General features: G+C 59.8%; 15 protein-coding genes. 6 read left to right on the top strand and 9 right to left on the bottom strand.

The window, feature by feature from the left end:
• Positions 1–77: 77 nt before the first annotated feature.
• The 3 genes from AB5Y71_RS15385 (at position 78) to AB5Y71_RS15375 (ending at position 3,781) form a co-directional block, all read left to right on the top strand.
• Complete coding sequence (locus tag AB5Y71_RS15385; protein WP_368171954.1) at positions 78–1,838, top strand: DEAD/DEAH box helicase; 1,761 nt, start codon at positions 78–80, stop codon at positions 1,836–1,838.
• 112 nt (positions 1,839–1,950) lie between these two features.
• Positions 1,951–3,390 (top strand): D-alanyl-D-alanine carboxypeptidase/D-alanyl-D-alanine-endopeptidase, encoded by a 1,440-nt coding sequence (gene dacB, locus AB5Y71_RS15380; protein WP_236268496.1) that lies wholly within the window; start codon positions 1,951–1,953, stop codon positions 3,388–3,390.
• 94 nt (positions 3,391–3,484) lie between these two features.
• The gene (locus tag AB5Y71_RS15375) at positions 3,485–3,781 is read left to right on the top strand and encodes a GrxA family glutaredoxin (protein ID WP_224970215.1); all 297 of its coding nucleotides are present in this window, start codon (positions 3,485–3,487) and stop codon (positions 3,779–3,781) included.
• Between the two features lie 104 nt (positions 3,782–3,885).
• Here AB5Y71_RS15375 and AB5Y71_RS15370 read toward each other — a convergent pair whose 3' ends face one another.
• Complete coding sequence (locus tag AB5Y71_RS15370) at positions 3,886–4,731, bottom strand: endonuclease/exonuclease/phosphatase family protein (protein ID WP_368171953.1); 846 nt, start codon at positions 4,729–4,731, stop codon at positions 3,886–3,888.
• A 107-nt stretch (positions 4,732–4,838) separates the two neighbouring features.
• On the opposite strand from AB5Y71_RS15370, the gene AB5Y71_RS15365 reads away from it, so the two are divergent.
• Positions 4,839–5,063: a hypothetical protein gene (locus tag AB5Y71_RS15365; RefSeq protein WP_005344394.1), complete on the top strand. Its 225-nt coding sequence runs from the start codon at positions 4,839–4,841 to the stop codon at positions 5,061–5,063.
• Here the strand turns inward: AB5Y71_RS15365 and yciA are convergent, their stop codons facing one another.
• The 6 genes from yciA to AB5Y71_RS15335 form a co-directional block, all read right to left on the bottom strand.
• A complete protein-coding gene (yciA, locus tag AB5Y71_RS15360) occupies positions 5,064–5,468 on the bottom strand; it encodes an acyl-CoA thioester hydrolase YciA (RefSeq protein WP_005337875.1) in 405 nt (134 codons plus the stop codon). It abuts the gene before it with no gap.
• Positions 5,469–5,527: 59 nt separating this feature from the next.
• Entirely contained in the window at positions 5,528–6,346 is an 819-nt protein-coding gene (locus tag AB5Y71_RS15355) for an NAD-dependent epimerase/dehydratase family protein (RefSeq protein WP_368171952.1), read from the bottom strand.
• Between the two features lie 250 nt (positions 6,347–6,596).
• Positions 6,597–7,478 carry an SH3 domain-containing protein gene (locus AB5Y71_RS15350; RefSeq protein WP_368171951.1) on the bottom strand — a complete coding sequence of 294 codons (882 nt, stop codon included), beginning with the start codon at positions 7,476–7,478 and terminating at the stop codon, positions 6,597–6,599.
• Between the two features lie 204 nt (positions 7,479–7,682).
• On the bottom strand, positions 7,683–11,258 hold the full coding sequence (gene nifJ, locus AB5Y71_RS15345) for a pyruvate:ferredoxin (flavodoxin) oxidoreductase (RefSeq protein ID WP_368171950.1): 3,576 nt from the start codon (positions 11,256–11,258) through the stop codon (positions 7,683–7,685).
• Entirely contained in the window at positions 11,255–12,901 is a 1,647-nt protein-coding gene (locus AB5Y71_RS15340) for an NAD(P)-binding protein (protein WP_058058037.1), read from the bottom strand. The genes nifJ and AB5Y71_RS15340 overlap by 4 nt, the downstream gene beginning before the upstream one ends.
• A 176-nt stretch (positions 12,902–13,077) precedes the next feature.
• On the bottom strand, positions 13,078–13,830 hold the full coding sequence (locus AB5Y71_RS15335) for a substrate-binding periplasmic protein (RefSeq protein ID WP_368171949.1): 753 nt from the start codon (positions 13,828–13,830) through the stop codon (positions 13,078–13,080).
• A gap of 124 nt (positions 13,831–13,954) precedes the next feature.
• Here AB5Y71_RS15335 and AB5Y71_RS15330 point away from each other — a divergent pair, with 124 nt between their 5' ends.
• Both AB5Y71_RS15330 and AB5Y71_RS15325 read left to right on the top strand, forming a co-directional pair.
• Positions 13,955–15,757 (top strand): MOSC N-terminal beta barrel domain-containing protein, encoded by a 1,803-nt coding sequence (locus AB5Y71_RS15330; RefSeq protein WP_368171948.1) that lies wholly within the window; start codon positions 13,955–13,957, stop codon positions 15,755–15,757.
• Positions 15,758–15,979: 222 nt separating this feature from the next.
• Complete coding sequence (locus AB5Y71_RS15325; protein ID WP_139435878.1) at positions 15,980–17,692, top strand: methyl-accepting chemotaxis protein; 1,713 nt, start codon at positions 15,980–15,982, stop codon at positions 17,690–17,692.
• Between the two features lie 77 nt (positions 17,693–17,769).
• On the opposite strand, the gene htpX is transcribed toward AB5Y71_RS15325, so the two are convergent.
• Positions 17,770–18,642, bottom strand: a complete 873-nt coding sequence (gene htpX, locus AB5Y71_RS15320) for a protease HtpX (RefSeq protein WP_005337890.1) — start codon at positions 18,640–18,642, stop codon at positions 17,770–17,772.
• Positions 18,643–18,755: 113 nt separating this feature from the next.
• On the bottom strand, positions 18,756–19,433 hold the full coding sequence (gene bioD, locus AB5Y71_RS15315; protein ID WP_368171947.1) for a dethiobiotin synthase: 678 nt from the start codon (positions 19,431–19,433) through the stop codon (positions 18,756–18,758).
• Positions 19,434–19,457 lie beyond the last annotated feature (24 nt).

Here is a 19,457-nt window from a genome sequence, read left to right as displayed (position 1 = left end):
GCCCGCTGTTTTTGTGGCGGCAAGCACCCTATAATGGCGCCACCCTGCGCCGTACCATGCCAAAACGCCACGCCCTCATGTTCGTTCTCAGACCCTATCAGACAGACGCCGTCAACGCCGTGATCAACCACTTTCGCAAACACCCGGATCCCGCCGTGGTTGTGCTGCCCACCGGGGCTGGCAAGAGTCTGGTGATCGCCGAGCTGGCCCGCAAGGCACGCGGTCGGGTGCTGGTGCTGGCCCACGTCAAGGAGCTGGTGGAGCAGAACCACGCCAAGTACGAGGCGTGGGAGCTCAAGGCAGACATCTTCGCCGCCGGTCTGGATCGCAAGGAGGCGAGCGCCCAGGTGGTGTTTGGCTCGGTGCAGTCGGTTGCCCGCAATCTGGATGCATTCGACGGGGCGTTTTCGCTGCTGATCATCGACGAGTGCCATCGGGTCTCGCTCGATGATGACAGCCAGTACCATCAGGTGATCGACCACCTCAAGGCCGCCAATCCGGCCCTCAAGATCCTCGGCCTCACCGCCACCCCCTATCGGCTCGGGCTGGGCTGGATCTACCGGCGCCACTACCACGGCATGGTCAAAAGCCACGGCGAGCGGCTGTTTGGCGACTGCGTGTTCGAGCTGCCACTGCGCTTTATGGTCAAAAACGGCTACCTGACGCCGCCGCGCATGGTGGATGCCCCCATAGTCCACTACGACTTCAGCAAGCTGGTGGCGCGGGAGAACGGCCTCTTCAGCGAGGCAGATCTCAACGGCGAGCTCAAGCGTCAGGAGCGGGTTACCCCCCATATCCTGAGCCAGGTGCTGGAGTATGCCGCCGACCGGCAGGGGGTGATGATCTTCGCCGCCACCGTCGAGCACGCCCGTGAAATTCACGGTCTGCTTGGCGCCAGAGGCCAGCTGGCGGCTCTTATCACCGGCGAGACACCGGGACCGGAGCGCGATGCCCTCATCAACGCCTTTAAGGCGCGCGAGCTCAAGTTTCTGGTCAACGTGGCGGTGCTCACCACCGGCTTCGACGCCCCCCATGTCGATCTTATCGTGATGCTCAGACCTACCGAGTCGGTCTCGCTCTATCAGCAGATCGTCGGGCGGGGCCTGCGCCTCTCGCCGGGCAAGACCGATTGTCTGGTGCTCGACTATGCGGGCAACAACTTCAACCTGTTCGCCCCCGAAGTGGGGGAGCCTCGCCCCCACGCCGGTACCGAGCCGGTACAAGTACCCTGCCCCGCCTGCGGTTTTGCCAACACCTTCTGGGGCAAGACCGACGAGGATGGCAAGGTGATCGAGCACTACGGCCGCCGCTGTCAGGGGCTGTTCGAAGATGACGAGGGCAACCGTGAAGAGTGTGACTACCGCTTTCGCGCCAAGATCTGCCCCGGCTGTGGCGCGGAGAACGACATCGCCGCCCGCCGCTGCCAGAGCTGCGATCAGCTGCTGGTGGACCCTGACGACAAGCTCAAAAAGGCGCTCAATCTCAAGGATTGCATGGTGATCCGCTGCGCCGGTCTCACCCTCACCGCAGGGCGCGGCAAACAGGGGGAGCGGCTGGAGGTAACCTATCACGATGAGGATGGATTAACCCTCAGCGAATACTTCGGATTTCACTCACTGGGCGCACGACGCTTGTTTCAACAGCACTTTGTGCGTCATCATTGGCCCGCCCCGGGGCTGGAGCCCGAATTTGCCACCCTGGCGAGCGTGCTGGCCGCGCAAAGCCAGTTCCGTCATCCGGATTTTGTCATCGCCCGCAAATCGGGTCGCTTCTGGCAGATAAAAGAGAAAATTTTTGATTATGAGGGTCGCTATCGTACCGCCAACTCGCTGGCATGATGGCGACCGGCATACATGGCATGAATTGCGTTATCCCGTCGATCCTGCATCGGCTGGTTGAATTATCAGGGTCGGCACCACTGCCGGGCCCTTCGTCACGTTAGAGGATGTTATGCAGCGGCTGTTGATTGGTTTTTGTGCTCTCTTTTCTTCTATGGCGGCTCATGCCGCCCCGCTGACGCCCCCTCAGGGTGGCCAGTACGCCATCATGGTGCAGGGCAATAACGGCGTCGAGTTCGCCCGCCACGCGGATCAGATGATCGCCCCCGCCTCCACCATGAAGGTGCTCACCGCGCTGGCGGCCCGCCTCGAGCTGGGTGCCGACTTCCGCTTCGCCACTGACATTCAGGCCCAACCCGGAGCCAAACAGGGTGACACCATCAACGGCGATATCTGGATCAACTTCGTCGGCGACCCCACCCTCTCCCGCATGGACCTGCTGGCCCTGTTCAAACAGCTCGGCGTCACCAGCATCAAGGGCAACGTCTACGTCAACACCGGCGCCTACAACGGCTACGAGCGCGGCAACGGCTGGTCGTGGGGGGATCAAACCCTCTGCTTCGCCGCTCCCGTCTCCTCGGTCATCATCGACAAGAACTGCGCCTACGGCACCATCACTGCCACCCAGATTGGCAAACCGGCGGTGGGCAATGTAGCTACCGGCGTCCCCATCGGCATCGGTGCCGACAACGTGGAGGTGATGAGCTACGGCGACATGGCGCGCCAGTTCTGCGCACTGGAAGTGGACATGGCCAAGGGCAACTTCTACGAACTCAAGGGCTGTATCACCCCGAACAAGGAGCCGCAGGGACTGCGTTTCGCCATTCACGATGTGGAAGCCTGGGGTTGGGACAACATCCGCTGGGCGATGAACCGTGCCGGTATCAAGCATGATGGCCTGCTGCGGGTCACCCACAAGGCCCCTGAAGGGGCTGAGACCCTCGGCACCCACTACTCGGTCTCCCTGCCGGTGATGCTCGCCAAGATGCTGAAGAAATCGGACAACCTCTATGCCGATACTTTCCTCAAAACCGTGGGCCGTCACTACTACAACAAGCCGGGCAGCTATCGCAGCGGCACCATGGCAGTGCGCGCCATCCTGACCAAGAACGGCATCGATCTGGGCAATGCCACCCTGGCAGATGGCTCCGGTCTCTCCGCTCACAATCTCATCAGCGCCCGTCAGATGATGTCGGTGCTCAACTTCATCCAGAAAAATGATGCCGAACTTGGCCTGATCAAGCTGCTGCCAAGCTCCCAGGTGGATGGCACCCTGGCGTGGCGGCGCAGTGTCACCGCCCCCATGATGAAGAACAAGGTGCACGCCAAGACAGGTACCATCACCGGCACCTCCAATCTGGTGGGCTTCATCGACACGGCAGGCGGCCAGCGCAAGGCGTTCGTGATGTTCCAGCGCGGCCTGTCCCAAGATCCGGCCACCCATGAGCGCTACCGTGCCAGCAAGGCGCCGTGGCCCTGGACCGTATTCGAGAAGGGGGTGCTGGAGAGCATCTATCAGCAGCAGCCGATCCAGATCGCCGATGAGAGCTGAGCCAATAGGCCCACTCGAATCAGGGTATCGATAATTTCGGCTTCAAGTCGCCACGAGGCAGGGCTATGCTGTTGCCTGCCTCATATCAACGGCCATACAAAAACGGCTTAAAAAACGGAGAGAAAATATGTTTGCAGTGATTTTTGGTCGCCCGGGTTGCCCCTACTGTGTCCGTGCCGTACAGATCGCCGAGCAGCTGACCGAACAGCGCGATGACTTCAAATTCCGATACGTGGATATCCATGCCGAAGGCATCACCAAAGAAGATCTGGCCAAAAGCGCCGGCAAGCCGGTCAATACCGTGCCGCAGATCTTCCTGGACGAGCAGCACATCGGTGGCTGCACCGATTTCGAAGCCTACGCCAAAGCGAATCTGGGTCTCTACCAGTAATTCCTGCGGGTCATCCCGAGCGGGTTGACCGCCAGAGCGTATAAAAAATCCGGCGCCATCAGGCGCCGGATTTTTTATGGGCAACACGCACACATCATCCCCGATCAGGGAGTCACAGACTGGGCGACAAAGCGCGCAATGATGGGGTTGTGATCCGAACTGTCGGTGGCCGGTGAACTCACCTCGACCAGATCCAGATTGCGGTAGTAGAGGTGATCCAGCGGGCGACCGAAGGCGGTACGGCGCAGGTCAGGCACCGGCACGGCCTCTTGCAGACCCAGCTCGTCCACCAATTTGCTTAACCAGAACTGGCGCTTGTCGCTCCAGGTGTTGAAATCACCGGCCAGAATAACCGGCCCCTGATGGCGGCGCACCAGCGCGGTCAGATCATTGAGCTGCTCGCGAAAGGTAGCCATCCCCAGCTCGAAATTGACCGCATGGATATTGATGACCATCACGCCGTCAGGATCGCCCTGCAGCGGATAGAGGCTCACCAACCCGGATTTGGGGATGCGCAGCAAGGGCTCGGGGGAGCGCACGCCACAGACGAACGCCTGCGGGGTCTTGGCCACCGTCATCACCCCGAACGACACGCCGCCCTGGGTGAAGGCTTGCAGCTGTTGCCACTGGAAATCATCGGCGCGCAGCCAGTCGAGCATATCGGGACGGGTGGCCGACTCTTGCAGCAGCACCAGATCCTGCCCCTTGGCGTAACTGTCCATCCCTTCACGCCAGTTCTTGCGCTGGCCCTTGTAGAGATTCCACACCGTCACCCCGAATTCACGGGGCAGCGCCGTGGTCGCCAACGCTACCAGCGGCGGACGCTGGCAGTCGAGTCCCGGCACAATCCCTTGAGCTGTGACCAGATGGTTCTGATCCGGCACCTCAAAACAGCCTACCAACCCCAGGGTCAGCAGGGAGGTGCCAAGAATGCGATAACTATTTTTCATTGGCTAACAACCGCCCGCCTTTGCTTTTTGTTGCGACCATCACAAACGTCATCCACGCCGACTAAGCTGATAATCCCTGTTCCACCCAACCAGAAGGACCTTGTCTCATGGCGAAAGAACTTCGGTACAACGTGACGTTTTATGATCAACAAGGAAATTGTCATCAAGTGGAGCTGTCCACCGTCTATCAGATAAGACGGGACCCTCAATGCGATCTCTGCCTGTTCGACACCCTGCAATATGTGGGCTCGGAAGAGATGCTGGAACGCATGATACGGCAAAAAACCGGGCTTGAGCAGGAAATATCCATCATCAATGCCCGGCTGATTTAATCAGGCACTCACCGGAACCGGGCGGGATTTGCCCTGTTCGTCGATGGCGACATAGGTGAAGATCCCCTCGGTCACACAGTAACGCTGGGCATCGTTTTCCCGCAGTACCGGCTTGACCCACACCTCCAGCTTGAGCTTCATGGAGCTGCGGCCAATCTTCATGCAGCGGCCGTAGCAGCAGACCACATCGCCCACCTTGACCGGACTGTGGAAGGTCATGCCTTCGACGGATACGGTACAAATACGTCCTTTTGCCAGCTCCTTGGCCATAATGCCCCCACCTATATCCATCTGGGACATGATCCAGCCACCAAAGATGTCGCCATTGGGGTTGGTATCGGCTGGCATTGCCAGGGTTCTCAGCAACAACTCCCCATCGGGGTGACGTTTTGTATCTACCATCATTACCGCCTCTCTCTCATGGATGGCGGCATGATAGGGGGCGATCACCCCCTTGGCAAACCTCAATTGCCCGAGGCGGCGAGCTCGGCAAACCAGTGGGCCGGATCGGGCCAGCGATAGTTGAATCCCATCTGCTGGCAGATCAGCTGACCGTCGATGGGCTGAAATTCACCGGCAGGCTCGATAAAGACCGGCACGGGCAGCCCCTGCTGGCGCGCCGCAAAGGGGTAGAACTGCTCGCGACGCGGATGCACCGGTGCGCTCAGGTTGAAAACATCCCCGTCCTTGCCTCGCTCCAGCAGCAGCATGCAAGCCGCCACTACATCGTCCAGATGGACCAGATTGACCGACTGGGCGCCACCATCCAGGGTCTTGCCCGCAAGGAAACGGCCGGGATGGCGATCCGGGCCATAAAGGCCGGAGGGGCGCACTATCATCACCGTCTCGAAACCGGCCGCCAGCACCGCCTGCTCCGCCGCCAGCATCCGCTCACCACGGGCATGGCGGGGTTGGGGTTCTTCCCCCTCCTGCTGCCCTGCGCCCCATACCGAGGTGGCGCTGACAAACAGCACCCGCCGGGTGCCGCTCGCTTTGGCCAACGTGCAGGCCTTTGCCACCGCCTGCGGATAGTCATCGGTCTTGCTGGGCGGTACGCAGATAACCAACGATTCGCAGGGGATGGGCCACGCATCCGACATATGGGCAGAAATCGTCAGCGGATGGGCAGCGATCCCCTCCCCCTGCAAACGGGCCGCTTTTTCGGCGCTGCTGACCGTCACCACCACCTGCTTGCCAGCCGCCAACAGGGCTCGCGCCAGCGGCAGCCCCAGCCACCCCGCCCCCAGAATGCCGATCGTCCCGGCGATATGTTGTTCTGTCATCGTCCCTTCTCCTGCTTGACGCTATTTGCCTCGCAGCTTACCTGCCTTGGCATAAAAAGAAAGCTTTGACCTGCTAATAGATAAATATTGTTGAGTAAGTAATATTTGTTATTTGGATATTTCACCAAATCACTTTTGCTGTCACACCATTCTATTGTCATTCATCAATAACATATATTTATGTGGCAATATCGGCAAAGGAACACTTTACCATCAATAGAATGACCATATCTTGTACAGCTAGCTAGTGCTATTTATTAAAGCGTTTTGTATATTCAGTAAACACCCAGCCTTCTAACGCTTCACCTTGTTTTTGAGGTATTGCAACTTTTACCCAACTACGATTCTTTTCAATAACGTATACAGATTGCCCAAAATTTAGAGTCGTAATTACCTCTGATTTTATAGATGGTGAAGCTCTCAATCTAACCTCATCTCCGCTAATAAATCTGTTTAGAGATGTCACATCTACACCAATACTTTTAGGGATTTTTTTAATCGTATTAGACTGAACCCTGCGAGATTCATCATTGTTCCTAAGAAACTCTTCAATAGCAGGTTTAACATATATATCAAGACTTATCGGAATCATTACTTCAGTTATAAACAACAGTATGATAAATCTAAAAACAACCGGAAGTTTCTGAAATGCCTCTAATAATGAATTTAGAGATAAATTACTTTCCCTAAGTGTTTCGTTTACCTCAGATAATACACTGGAAATATCAGAGATATCTTCATATTCAACTGATTCGGTTGAGCAAGCATCAAAATCAATACTTTGAACCAAAGCCAGATGTTGTTTTAACAAGTTTAATGTCAAAATAAACTCGTTAGGGAGGTGCGGGAAATTATTGAACGCTGGAAAATTTCGCTCAATAGACCTCAAGTGTTTTTGTATTCCCAATTGGGAAAATCCATCCAACCAAGTCAGATTAGAGCTGTATGTATTTATGGTTTGATAAAGCTGTGCAACTTCAGGCCTAAGAATCGACTTTTGAATAGCATTAATACGTTCAAGTTCCTTCATCCATGCAGGATTTAGAATCGATTGAATTCTGTCCATATGTTTCATCCACGGTTGATTCGATAACGAATAAACCTTTTCGACACCCTCCATATACTTGCTCACTTTTCAGGTTTCCTTTAATTTTACTTGCACGTAGATTATCCATAAATTTCATTTTTATCAATACGCTATCACTGATGTCTCTCTACATGAAACTAAAATTTTATTTCGGAAAAATATATATGTTTACTCAACAGAGAACTCACTTTTTATACACACAAAAAGCGGGCCACCGGCCCGCTTCTTCATACTGATTTCCCCCCATTCTCACACCGGCGGATGGAAATGGCTGGCTTCGCGGGTGGCCATCTCCTCGTAGGTGGCCCACTTCTGCCACGCCACTTTTTGCGCCACCTGCATCAGCCGCTGCGCCTCCTCCGGATGGCTCTGGGCCAGCACCCGATAACGGGTCTCCTCCTGCCGGTATTCAGCGAGGGGGATGGAGGGACGCAGGCTGTCGAGGCTGAAGGGGTTCTGCCCCGCACTGCGCAATACCGGGTTGTAGCGCATCAGCGGCCAGTGACCGGAGGCCACGGCGCGTTTCTGCTGGGTCAGGCCAAACTCCATATCGATGCCGTGGGCGATACAGTGGCTGTAGGCGATGATAAGCGACGGGCCCGGATAGGCCTCCGCCTCACGCAAGGCTTGCAGCGCCTGCTGCGGGTTGGCACCAAAGGCGATGCGGGCAACATAGACGTTGCCGTAGGAGATGGCCTGCAGCGCCACATCCTTCTTGGCCAGCGTCTTGCCCCCCGCCGCAAACTTGGCGACGGCGCCGAGCGGGGTCGATTTCGACATCTGGCCGCCGGTGTTGGAGTAGACCTCGGTATCCATCACCAGCACGTTCACATCGCGGCCGGAGGCGAGCACATGATCGAGCCCCGATGAGCCGATGTCATAGGCCCAGCCATCGCCGCCGATGATCCAGACCGAGCGGCGCACCAACTGATCGATGAGTGACAGCAGCTCGCGAGCCTTGCCGGATTTCACCTCTCCCAGCCGCTCCCGCACTTGCGCGACCCGGGTGCGCTGGGCGCGGATCTCCGACTCCAGCCGCTGCGGGGCGCTAATCAGGGTATCGACCAGCTCGGCGCCCAGCTCCCCCTTCATCGCTTCAAGGGCCGCCACCGCCTGACCGTGATGCTGATCGGCGGTGAGACGAAAACCAAAGCCAAACTCTGCGTTGTCCTCAAACAGGGAGTTCGACCAGGCCGGCCCCTTCCCTTCACCATTCTTGGCCCATGGCGTAGTCGGCAGGTTGCCGCCGTAGATGGAGGAGCAACCGGTGGCGTTGGCCACCAGCATGCGATCGCCAAACAGCTGGGTCAGCAGCTTGAGATAGGGGGTCTCGCCACAGCCGGCGCAGGCACCGGAGAACTCGAACAGGGGTTCGAGGAACTGGGTGCCGCGCACCGTGGAGAAATCCACCCGCTCGCGGGCAGGCCACGGCAGGCTCTCGAACCAGCGCAGTGCCTGCTTCTGACCAGCCAGATGGGGGGCCTTGTCCATCATGGCGATGGCGCGCTCGCCTTCATGGCTCTCATCCGCTCCGGCCCGCACCGGACAAGCCTGCACGCACTGGCCACAACCGGTGCAATCTTCCGGGTAGAGCTGCAAGGTGTAGCGGCTGTCGGGGAAGCCCTTGGCGGTGACGGGCACCGACTGCGCTGCCTCGGGGGCGGTCGCCAGCCAGTCCTGATGGTAGAACTTGGCCCGCAGCGCCGCGTGGGGGCAGACAAAAACGCAGTTGCCGCACTGGATGCAGATATCCGAATGCCAAATCGGGATCTCGCGGGCGATATCCCGCTTCTCGAAGCGGCTGGTGGCAGTGGGGTAAGTGCCATCCACCGGCAGCATGGAGACCGGAATAAGATCGCCGCGCCCCGCCAGCATCTCGCCAGTAACCCGCTGCACAAACTCGCTGCCACCCGGTGCCAGTGGCAGCGGATAGTCGCTGATCTGCTCTTCACCGGCCGGGATGGCCACCTGATGGAGATGGGCCAGGGTGTCGTCCACCGCCGCGAAGTTGCGCTCGACCACCTCGGGCCCCTTGCGGGCATAGCTCTTCTCGATGCTCTCCTTGATCAGCGCAATCGCCTCATCCCGCGGCAAGATGCCAGCCAACGCGAAGAAGCAGGTCTGCATGATGGTGTTGATGCGATTGCCCATGCCGTTGCGCTCGGCCACCCGATCCCCATCGATGCAGTAGAGGCGGATATCGAGGGCGCGGATGCGGGCACGCAGCCGCTCGGGCAGCTCGGCCCAGACCCGGTCAGGCTCATAGGGAGCATTGAGCAGCAGGGTCGCCCCTTCGGCAGCATGCTCCAGCAGGTCTACCGACTCGACAAAGCCCCACTGGTGGCAGCCGATAAAGCTCGCCTGCTCGATAAGCCAGGGGGCATCGATGGGCTCGGGGCCAAAGCGCAGGTGGGAGACGGTGCGCGAGCCCGACTTCTTGGAGTCGTAGACGAAGTAGCCCTGAGCGTGGAACCCCTCCAGCTCGCCGATGATCTTGATGCTGTTCTTGTTGGCGCCCACAGTGCCGTCGGCACCGAGGCCGAAGAAGAGCGCCCGCACCCGGCTGGCGGGCTCCAGATCGCCTATGGGGTGCCATGCCAGACTGAGGCCCGACACGTCATCGACAATCCCCACCGTAAAGCGGGGGCGAGGCGCATCGGATGCCAGCTCCTCGAATACCGCCGCGCACATGGCGGGGGTGAACTCTTTGGAAGAGAGGCCGTAGCGACCGCCACTGAGCCACGGCAACCGCTTGATAAGGCCGCGCTGCAAGCCGTCGATGAGGGCGCTCTGCACATCCAGCAGCAACGGCTCGCCGCCCGCCCCCGGCTCCTTGGTGCGATCCAGCACCGCCATGCGCCGCACGCTCGCGGGTAGCGCATCGAGCAACGCCTGTACCGGGAAGGGGCGATAGAGGCGAATGACCAGCACTCCGGTCTTGCGATCCTGTTGGTTGAGCCAATCCACGGTGGTGCGGGCGGTGGCGGCCCCCGAGCCCATCAGCACGATGACATCGGTGGCATCGGGCGCGCCGTGGTACTCCACCAGCCGGTAGTGGCGGCCGGTGAGCTCGCCGAGATTGTCCATGCACTGCTGCACCCGCGCCGGCACCGCTTCGTAGAAGGGGTTGACGCTCTCGCGGGACTGGAAATAGGTATCCGGGTTCTGGGCGGTGCCGCGCATCACCGGATGATCCGGGTTCAGCGCCCGGGCACGGTGGGCCCGCACCCAGTCGTTGTCGATAAGAGCGCGAATTTCATCCCGATGCAGGGCGGTGATCTTGTTCACCTCGTGGGAGGTACGGAACCCGTCGAAGAAGTGGATAAAGGGCACCCGGCACTGCAGGGTGACGCTGTGAGCGACCAAGGCCAGGTCCTGCGCCTCCTGCACCGAGCCGGAGGCGAGCATGGCAAAGCCGGTGCTGCGCGCCGCCATCACATCCTGATGGTCGCCAAAAATCGACAGCCCCTGCGCCGCCAGCGAACGGGCCGCCACATGGAACACCGCCGAGGTCAATTCACCGGCGATCTTGTACATATTGGGCAGCATCAGCATCAGCCCCTGACTGGCAGTGAAGGTGGTGGCCAGCGCCCCCGCCTGCAGGGCGCCGTGTACCGTACCGGCCGCCCCTCCTTCGCTCTGCATCTCCACCACTGTGGGGATGTTGCCCCACAGGTTGGTCTGCCCCTCCGCCGCCCAGGCATCGGCCAGTTCGGCCATGGTCGAGCTCGGGGTAATGGGGTAGATGGCACACACTTCGCTCAGCTGGTAGGCCACCCGGGCCGCGGCTTCGTTGCCATCGACCATGATCAGTTCATGTTTCATTGGGACTCCTCCGGTTGGCGCAGCTCGATGGCGTGACAAGGGCACTGGTCGTGGCAGGCACCGCAGCCGGTGCAGCGCTCGGCATCCACCTGATACCCCTTGCCCGGCCCCAGCTTGGCGATGGCCTGCTCGGGGCAGCTGCCATAGCAGCCGTCGCACTCGAAGCAGTTGCCGCAGGAGTAGCAGCGCGCAGCCTCGTAGCGGGCGGCCAGCTCATCCAGCCCGCCGATGATCTCGCCAAAGTCATCTCGCGCCCACGCCGGTTTGACCGGCTGACTGCTGGCCGGCGCGTGGGTCTGGAACCAGAGTTGCAACTGTTCCGGCCCCACCAGCGGGTAGGAGAGCGGTTTGTGGTAGTGGCGACCGCGCAGCCAGGCATCCATATGGCGCGCCGCCTTCTTGCCATGGCCGGTGGCGATGGTGACGGTGCGCTCGGAGGGCACCATGTCGCCGCCCGCAAACAGACCCGGCACATCCGTCATCAGGTTGCCCGCCACCTGTACGACCCCCTCCTTGTTGACCCGCACGCCGGGGATGCTCTCCAGCACCGAGAGGTCGACCTCCTGACCGAGCGCCAGAATAAGGGAGTCCGCTTCGAGAGTTTCAAACTTGCCGGTGGGCACCGGCTTGCCCTCGGCATCCAGCACCATCACCTCCACTTCGATATTGGTGCTATCGAGCTGGCGGATGCTGCGCAGCCAGTTGATCTTGATCCCCTCCTCCTCGGCCTCGTCGGCTTCAAAGGCGTGGGCAGGCATATGATCCCGGTCGCGGCGGTAGATGATCATCGCCTCTTCCACCCCGAGGCGACGAGCAGTACGGGCCGCATCCATGGCGGTGTTGCCACCCCCATAAATCGCTACCCGTCGTCCCAGTTTGGGTGGCAGCAAGCCCTGCTCTTCGGCCAGACTGGCCTGCTCGAGGAAGCTCACCGCATCGAGGATCTTGCCCGCCTCCCGGGCCGGAATATCGACCCGCTTGGCCAGATGGGCGCCGATGGCCATAAAGACGGCGTCAAAGCCCCCCTCGTCGCGCTCGCGCAGCACATCCTCCACCTTGTGGTTGAGAGTCAGGGTCACCCCGGCCGCCACGATGCGGGCCACCTCCCGATCCAGCACATCGCGAGGCAGACGGTAAGCGGGAATACCGAAACGCAGCATCCCGCCCGCCAGCGGCCCCGCTTCGCGGATCTCCACCTGATGGCCGAGCCGGTTGAGGTGCCAGGCACAGGAGAGACCGGAGGGACCAGCGCCTATGACCAGCACCTTCTTGCCGCTGGCAGGGGCAGGTGGCGCAGGCTGCCAACCACGGGCCAGCGCCTCGTCGCCGAGGAAGCGCTCGATGGCGTGGATGGAGACGGATTCATCCACCTGACCGCGGTTGCAGGCGCTCTCGCAGGGGTGATAGCAGACCCGGCCATGAATGGCGGGCAAGGGGTTCTCTTCTATCAGGGTCTGCCAGGCCGCCTCAAAACGGCCGGCCTGCGCCAAAGAGAGCCAGGCCTGGATATTTTCTCCGGCCGGGCAGGCATGATTGCAGGGTGGCAGGGCCGGCCGCCAGACGGGTAGCCGGGTACGCACCGGGCCTGTTCCCGTTTTCAGGGAGAGATCCGGCAATGGGGTCATGTCCAGTTGTTTGCTCATACATTGCTTTCTTCTTTTTGTGTGACAGGCCCCACCCGATGGCGCTTGATACCGTGTAGCCGAAGCGGACGGTGGCCGGATGGGGAAGAAGCGAAAGCGTTAGAAACTGGGAACTGAGTCGATAATGGCCGCTTTTTTGTACTGATTAGCGAATCAGGATCAAAAAATGTTGCACTTTATGGTTCATAGAGACCAGAACGTGACTCAAGTAACATCTTCTCCAGCTGACCGCTGGCTTTCAGTTTGGCGAGCCCCCGATTGAAGGTTTTGATCAGTTCGTCAGCGTTGGCGCGCTTGCGACTGATCAGCAGGTGACCTTCAACTTTCATCACGGGTTTTGAATGGGTTGCAAAGAGATCGACCGTGCTGGCCGGGTAGAACTGACGCAGGGAGTAGTAGCCGACATCTATGTTCTCCAGGGTCAGGTCGGCGCGGCCGGAGAGCAGCAGATCAAAGCTCTGGCGCAGCCGGGTGACGAACTGCACCTGCAGCGGCACCTGCGCGATGGCTGCAAAAAAATCTGCATTGTAGGTATAGCCACTGACCGCAGCCAGCTTGCGATCCGCCAGATCCTGATAGCCACGCCATTCCAGCGGGTTTGATTTGAGATAGAACCAGACGTAGGTTTCGCTCAGGATGGGATCGCTGTAGAGATGGGTTTTGCGCCGCTCGCTCGACTCATACCAGTGGACAGTGCCATCCACCCCCCCCTCCTCCGACAAGCGAAAGGCCCGCTTCCAGGGAAGAAACTGGAACTTGACGCTCACCCCTTCACTCTTGAATGCCTCGCTCACCACATGAGGGATCAGCCCCTGATATTTCAGCGTCTCGGAGCAGTAGGGCGGATACTCTCCCGTGGTCAGGGTCAGCTCCTGCGCCCAGAGCCCGTGGCAAAAAAGGCTCCCCGCCAGCAACCAGCTTATTTTCATCCCGATGCCCTCTTGTTCTGTTTTCCCAACTATAGACCGCCCCTTGAAAGGATTGCCGGATCGCCGGGGAACCGTTATGTTCCCCTTTTTCCAGGCGATCGCGCCGCGTCACAAGGATATGAAGATGCCCAGGCTAGACAGCATTCACCTCTACCCCATCAAATCGACTGCAGGTATGCCGCTGGCTCGCGCCCGGGTGACCGAAGAGGGACTGGCAGGGGATCGCCGCTACATGGTGGTCAAACCGGACGGCACCTTTATCACCGCCCGTACCCATCCCCAGCTGCAACAGGTCGTGGCCACCCCCATCGAAGGAGGCTTGCAACTGCGCTATCCGGGCTTTGAACCGCTCACCCTGCAAGAGGTCGACTTCAGCCGCGCCCCGCAAGCTACCGGAGTCTGGAGCGACCGTTTCACCGCACTGCACACCGACCCCAAAGCCGATGGGTGGCTGAGCCGGGTGGCAGGGGAGACGGTGCAACTGCTCTGGCTGGGTGAAACCTCTGATCGCTTTCGTGAAAAGACCGGCACCCGGGTCAGCTTTGCCGACGGTTATCCGCTGCTGCTGATAAGCCAGGCTTCCCTTGAGGATCTCAATCTGCGCTCCGATGCGCTGCACCAGATGAGCCAGTTCCGCACCAATCTGGTGGCAAGCAACACCCAGCCCTTCGAGGAGGACAGCTGGGTGCGCATCCGCATCGGCGAAGTGGAATTCAAGGTGGTCAAACCCTGCAGCCGCTGCATCATGACCACGGTGGAAGCAGGCACCGATCGCTTCAACGCCCTCAAAGAGCCGCTGGCCACCCTCACCCGCTACCGCCGTGGCGAGGATGGCGAGGTCTACTTCGGCCAGAATCTGGTGGCGCTGAACGAGGGCTGGATTGAGGCAGGCAGCGAGATCGAGGTGCTGGAGCGTACCCGTCCGGTGGTCTATCCCGCCGCCGCGCCGAAGAAGCGGGAGCTGATCTGCGTGGTCCGCGAACCGCTGGCGCGGGATCTGGAGACCTTCTGGTTCGAAGCCGCCGATGGCGAGCCCCTGCCCGAATACCTGCCTGGCCAGCATCTGCCCATCAGCCTCGATATCAAAAACGAGCGGATCCAGCGGCGCTATACCCTGAGCTCCACACCGGATCACCCGGAGCGTTACGGCATCAGCGTCAAAAAGGTGGAGGGTGGCCGCATCTCCCACTGGCTGCACCAGCAGTTGCAGGTGGGTGATCGGCTGCTGGCCGCCAACCCCGCTGGCGAGTTTCACTTAGGGTCCGAGCGCAATCTACTGTTGCTCTCCGCAGGCTCCGGCGTCACCCCCATGCTGGCGATTGCCCGCACCCTGGCCCTGCGCGGGGAGCTGGAAGAGGTTCACTTTATGCACCTGTGCCGCAGTGAAGCGGACATTCCCGCCGCCAGTGAACTGCACGCCATGGCGCAGCAGGGCATGACCCTCACCATTATCCTGAGCCAGCCGGACAATCACTGGCAGGGGCTGCAAGGGCGACTCAATGATGAGCATCTGCAACGGATCAAAGGGCTGACCGAAAAAGAGGTCTTTATCTGCGGCCCCCACGGCTTTATGGCCGATGCAGCCGCCAAAGTGGCAGCCCTCGGCGTTCCGGCCGCGCGTATTAAACAGGAGAGTTTTGGCGGCGCCATTCTCTCGGTGGCCCGCCCCCATCAGGCGGTACAACTGCGTATCGGCGCCCAAGCCTTTACCGGCAACAATCAGGGCACTGTGCTGGATCAGGCCAACAAGCAGGGAGTTGAGCTGCCCTGGAGCTGCCGCGCCGGCATCTGCGGCAGTTGCAAACAGACGCTGATCTCGGGCGAGGTGGATCACCCCGACGCCCCCGCCATCACCGCCGCCGAGCGGGCCGAGGGCAAGATCCTTACCTGCTGCGCCGTGCCGCTCACCGACCTTGAAATCCTATGATCGGGTGATCGGGCCGCATTAATTCACGCCAACCCAGATGACCAGGGAATTGACCCCGGTCATCTTTATCTACACTTGTTCACCTGATCCGCCCTTAATTTGCCCCCACGGCCTTCATCAGTGAGTTTCCCTTCCTATACTCTCAGAGCAAAAAGCCTTGCCAGCCATTGACTTGGCGATGCTCCATACGACACTCAGCCATAGGGAAAGGACGCCCATACCATGGAACAGAACAAGCCCGCCTTTCAGCTCAACCTGCTGCTATCCGTCATCACCCTGATCCTGCTGTCACTGGTGTTCTTCGCCTACAGCTGGGCTGGGAAACAACTGGAAGAGAGTTATCGACAACAATATGTCTCCTACCTACTGGCCGACGAACTGCGCCAATCCTCCGATGATCTGACCCGACTCGGGCGCACCTACGTCATCACCAAGGATCCAGCCTACGAGCAGCAGTACATGCGGATCCTGGCCATTCGTAACGGCGAACAGCCGAGGCCGGATGGCTACAACCGTATCTACTGGGACTTTGTCGCCGCCAACGGCCAGAATCCCCGCCCCGACAGCAATGTTCGCCGTGGCCTGATCGATCTGATGAAGGATGCCGGTTTCACCGACGGCGAACTCGCCAAACTGAACGAGGCCAAAAACAACTCGGATGCGCTGGTCAACACCGAGGTCGCCGCCTTCAAACTGGTGCAGCAGAGCGATGGCGACCTGGTTGCCAACCAGCAAAAAGCCATCGTCATGATGCATGACAAGGCCTATCACCAGAACAAGGGGCGCATCATGTCCCCCATCGATGACTTCTACGTGATGATGGAGCAGCGCAACCATGAGGCGGTCGAGAGCGCCATCGCCAATACCGATATGCTGCGCTATCTCTTTATCGCCCTCGGTCTGGTGTTGATGTTCTTCCTCTGGCGCACCTATCGCTCCCTGCTCGATCTGGTGGGCACCTCGGTCGAACAGCTCAAGACCGATCTCCATATGATGGCGGAAGGGGACTTCTCGCGCCCCATCAAGGTGCCGCCAGGATCGAAAGAGAGCCTGATCGGTCTGCTCGGCGGCATGCAGACCACCCTCAAGGGGATCATCGCCAAGGTCTCCCACTCCACCGAGGAGCTATCCCACTCTGCCGACAGCATCGCCCAGATCGCCGAACAGACTGCCCAGTTTGCCACCGATCAGCAAACCAGCACCCAGACCATGGCCGCTGCCATCGAGGAGCTGGTGGTGAGCATCAGTCACCTCTCCGACAACGCCACCCATGCCGACGAGCTGAGCAAGGTCTCAGCCAATACCCTGGAGGAGGGATCAGGGGTCATTAAAGAGACGCTTGGCAGCATCGAGAATATCTCCACCACAGTGGGGGATGCAGCCAGCACCATCTCCGAGCTCAACGGCCATACCCAGCAGATTTCGGAGATCATCGGGGTGATCCGCGGTATCGCCGATCAGACCAACCTGCTGGCTCTCAACGCGGCCATCGAGGCAGCGCGAGCCGGTGAACAGGGTCGCGGCTTTGCGGTGGTGGCCGACGAGGTACGCAATCTGGCCAGTCGCTCGGCGGCCTCAACCCAGCAGATCACCGGGATGATCAGCAAGATCCAGAGCGGGGCCGATGCCTCCATCCGCAGCATGGAGAACACGGTCAACAACGTCTCTCGCGGGGTCACGCTGGCCAACCAGACCGGCGAGGCGATCGCCAGCATCCAGAGCCACGCCTCCAACCTCACCGGCCTGATGGGGGAGATCAGCCACACCCTGCGCGAGCAGTCCACCGCCGCCAACGAGGTGGTCTCTACCGTCGGCAACATCACCTCTCTCTCCGAGCAATCGGGGGATGCCGCCCGTCACGTATCTCAAGAGGCGGCCAAGCTCAAGCAGCTGTCACGGGTACTGCGTCAGGAGATGGGACACTTCAAGCTTTAAAGAACGCTGAAAAGCAAAACGGCTGCCCGAAGGCAGCCGTTTTTTATTCGGGGTCATCTCCCGTCATTCAGTATCTATCAACCACGCAGGGCGGCGATACGCTGCTCGATGGGCGGGTGGCTCATGAACAGCTCGCTCATGGAGCGCTTGCCGTTGATGCCAAAGGCCATCATGGAGCCTTCCAGCTGCGGCTCGGCACCGCGGGAGAGGCGCTCAAGGGCGGCAATCATCTTGTCGCGACCAGCCAACTTGGCGGCACCGGCATCGGCACGGAACTCACGCTGACGGCTGAACCACATGACGATGATGGAGGCCAGAATGCCGAACAGCATCTCCAGCACGAACACGGTGATCATGTAAGCAAAACCGCCGGTGCTGCTGCTCTCTTCCTCGTTGTTGGAGCTGAAGAAGTTGCTGATCACGCCAGCTACGATCCGGGCGAAGAACATCACGAAAGTGTTCACCACCCCCTGGATCAGGGTCAGGGTCACCATGTCGCCGTTGGCCACGTGGCTCACCTCGTGGGCCAGTACCGCTTCCGCCTCGTCACGGCTCATGCTGTAGAGCAGGCCGGAGGAGACCGCCACCAGCGAATCATCGCGGCGGGCGCCGGTTGCAAAGGCGTTCATCTCGGGAGAGTCGTAGATCCCCACTTCCGGCATCTTGATACCCGCTTCGCGGGCCTGACGGGCCACAGTGCTCACCAGCCAGTGCTCGGTCTCGTTACGGGGTTGCTCGATGACCTGGACGCCATAGCTGCGCTTGGCCATCCACTTGGACATCAGCAAGGAGATAAAGGAACCCCCAAAACCGAACACGGCACAGAACACCAACAGCCCGGAAATGCTGGACTTGTTGATCCCCAGAACCGAGAACAGGATATTGAGTACCACCCCCAGCACCAGCATGACGGCCAGGTTGGTCACCAGGAATAGCATAATTCGCTTCATATAGACTCCTTGTGAAGATAAGGGACATGACCGGGGATCACTCGGGATCCCCACCTGATCATGTTAATGTCGACATTCTAGGGAGATTCGATGAATGTTCGCTGAATATGCCGTCAAAGTAGCGGCGAGATATCGAGACGCCCCTGCAAATCGGCTTCAAGCGGATTGTTTATAAACGGAATTTCGCCGAGGAAGGGGGCTGGCAGCAAGCCCCTCAGGGTGTCCAGATTTTCCTGATAATGGCTCATGGAACCATGGAGCCGATTAATTACCCACCCCGCTACCGGCAACTGATCATTGCGAATGGCGGCAAAGGTGAGCAGCGCATGGTTGAGGCAACCCAGCTTGGCCCCCACCACCATGATCACCGCCATGTTCTCCTGCTTGACCCAGTCCGACAGCAGATGCTTGCGATCGAGCGGCAGATACCAGCCCCCCGCCCCTTCTACTACCGCCAGCTCGGCCCCGGCCTGTTCAATCTTGCGTAGCCCCTCGCTCAACCCCTGCATGGTGATAGGCTGGCGCGCCTCGCTGGCGGCAATGTGGGGTGCAATCGGCGACTCATAGGCGAACGGATTGACCACCTCATAGGGCAGCGGCAGACTCGCCGCCTCCTGCAACAGAACGGCATCCAGGTTGCGCAGCCCGTCCGGAGTGCGAGCACATCCGGCCGAGACCGGCTTGTAACCCGCGCACTTGATTCCCTGTGCGCTGAATTCGCGCAGCAGGGTGCGCGCCACCAGCGTCTTGCCCACATCGGTATCGGTGCCGGTGATAAAGAATGATTTCATACGGTTCTCTCCTTGGCAGGGCCC

The organism is Aeromonas sp. R9-2 (genome assembly GCF_040908025.1).
Classification (GTDB): Bacteria; Pseudomonadota; Gammaproteobacteria; order Enterobacterales; family Aeromonadaceae; genus Aeromonas; species Aeromonas veronii.
This window is presented reverse-complemented; position numbering and strand designations above follow the sequence as displayed.

Excerpts from the sequence above, each read along its gene's own strand:
- AB5Y71_RS15385 (WP_368171954.1), top strand. The coding sequence starts at position 78 with ATGTTCGTTCTCAGACCCTATCAGACAGACGCCGTCAACGCCGTGATC.
- dacB (WP_236268496.1), top strand. The coding sequence starts at position 1,951 with ATGCAGCGGCTGTTGATTGGTTTTTGTGCTCTCTTTTCTTCTATGGCG.
- AB5Y71_RS15370 (WP_368171953.1), bottom strand. The coding sequence starts at position 4,731 with ATGAAAAATAGTTATCGCATTCTTGGCACCTCCCTGCTGACCCTGGGG.
- AB5Y71_RS15365 (WP_005344394.1), top strand. The coding sequence starts at position 4,839 with ATGGCGAAAGAACTTCGGTACAACGTGACGTTTTATGATCAACAAGGA.
- yciA (WP_005337875.1), bottom strand. The coding sequence starts at position 5,468 with ATGATGGTAGATACAAAACGTCACCCCGATGGGGAGTTGTTGCTGAGA.
- AB5Y71_RS15355 (WP_368171952.1), bottom strand. The coding sequence starts at position 6,346 with ATGACAGAACAACATATCGCCGGGACGATCGGCATTCTGGGGGCGGGG.
- nifJ (WP_368171950.1), bottom strand. The coding sequence starts at position 11,258 with ATGAAACATGAACTGATCATGGTCGATGGCAACGAAGCCGCGGCCCGG.
- AB5Y71_RS15340 (WP_058058037.1), bottom strand. The coding sequence starts at position 12,901 with ATGAGCAAACAACTGGACATGACCCCATTGCCGGATCTCTCCCTGAAA.
- AB5Y71_RS15335 (WP_368171949.1), bottom strand. The coding sequence starts at position 13,830 with ATGAAAATAAGCTGGTTGCTGGCGGGGAGCCTTTTTTGCCACGGGCTC.
- AB5Y71_RS15330 (WP_368171948.1), top strand. The coding sequence starts at position 13,955 with ATGCCCAGGCTAGACAGCATTCACCTCTACCCCATCAAATCGACTGCA.
- AB5Y71_RS15325 (WP_139435878.1), top strand. The coding sequence starts at position 15,980 with ATGGAACAGAACAAGCCCGCCTTTCAGCTCAACCTGCTGCTATCCGTC.
- htpX (WP_005337890.1), bottom strand. The coding sequence starts at position 18,642 with ATGAAGCGAATTATGCTATTCCTGGTGACCAACCTGGCCGTCATGCTG.
- bioD (WP_368171947.1), bottom strand. The coding sequence starts at position 19,433 with ATGAAATCATTCTTTATCACCGGCACCGATACCGATGTGGGCAAGACG.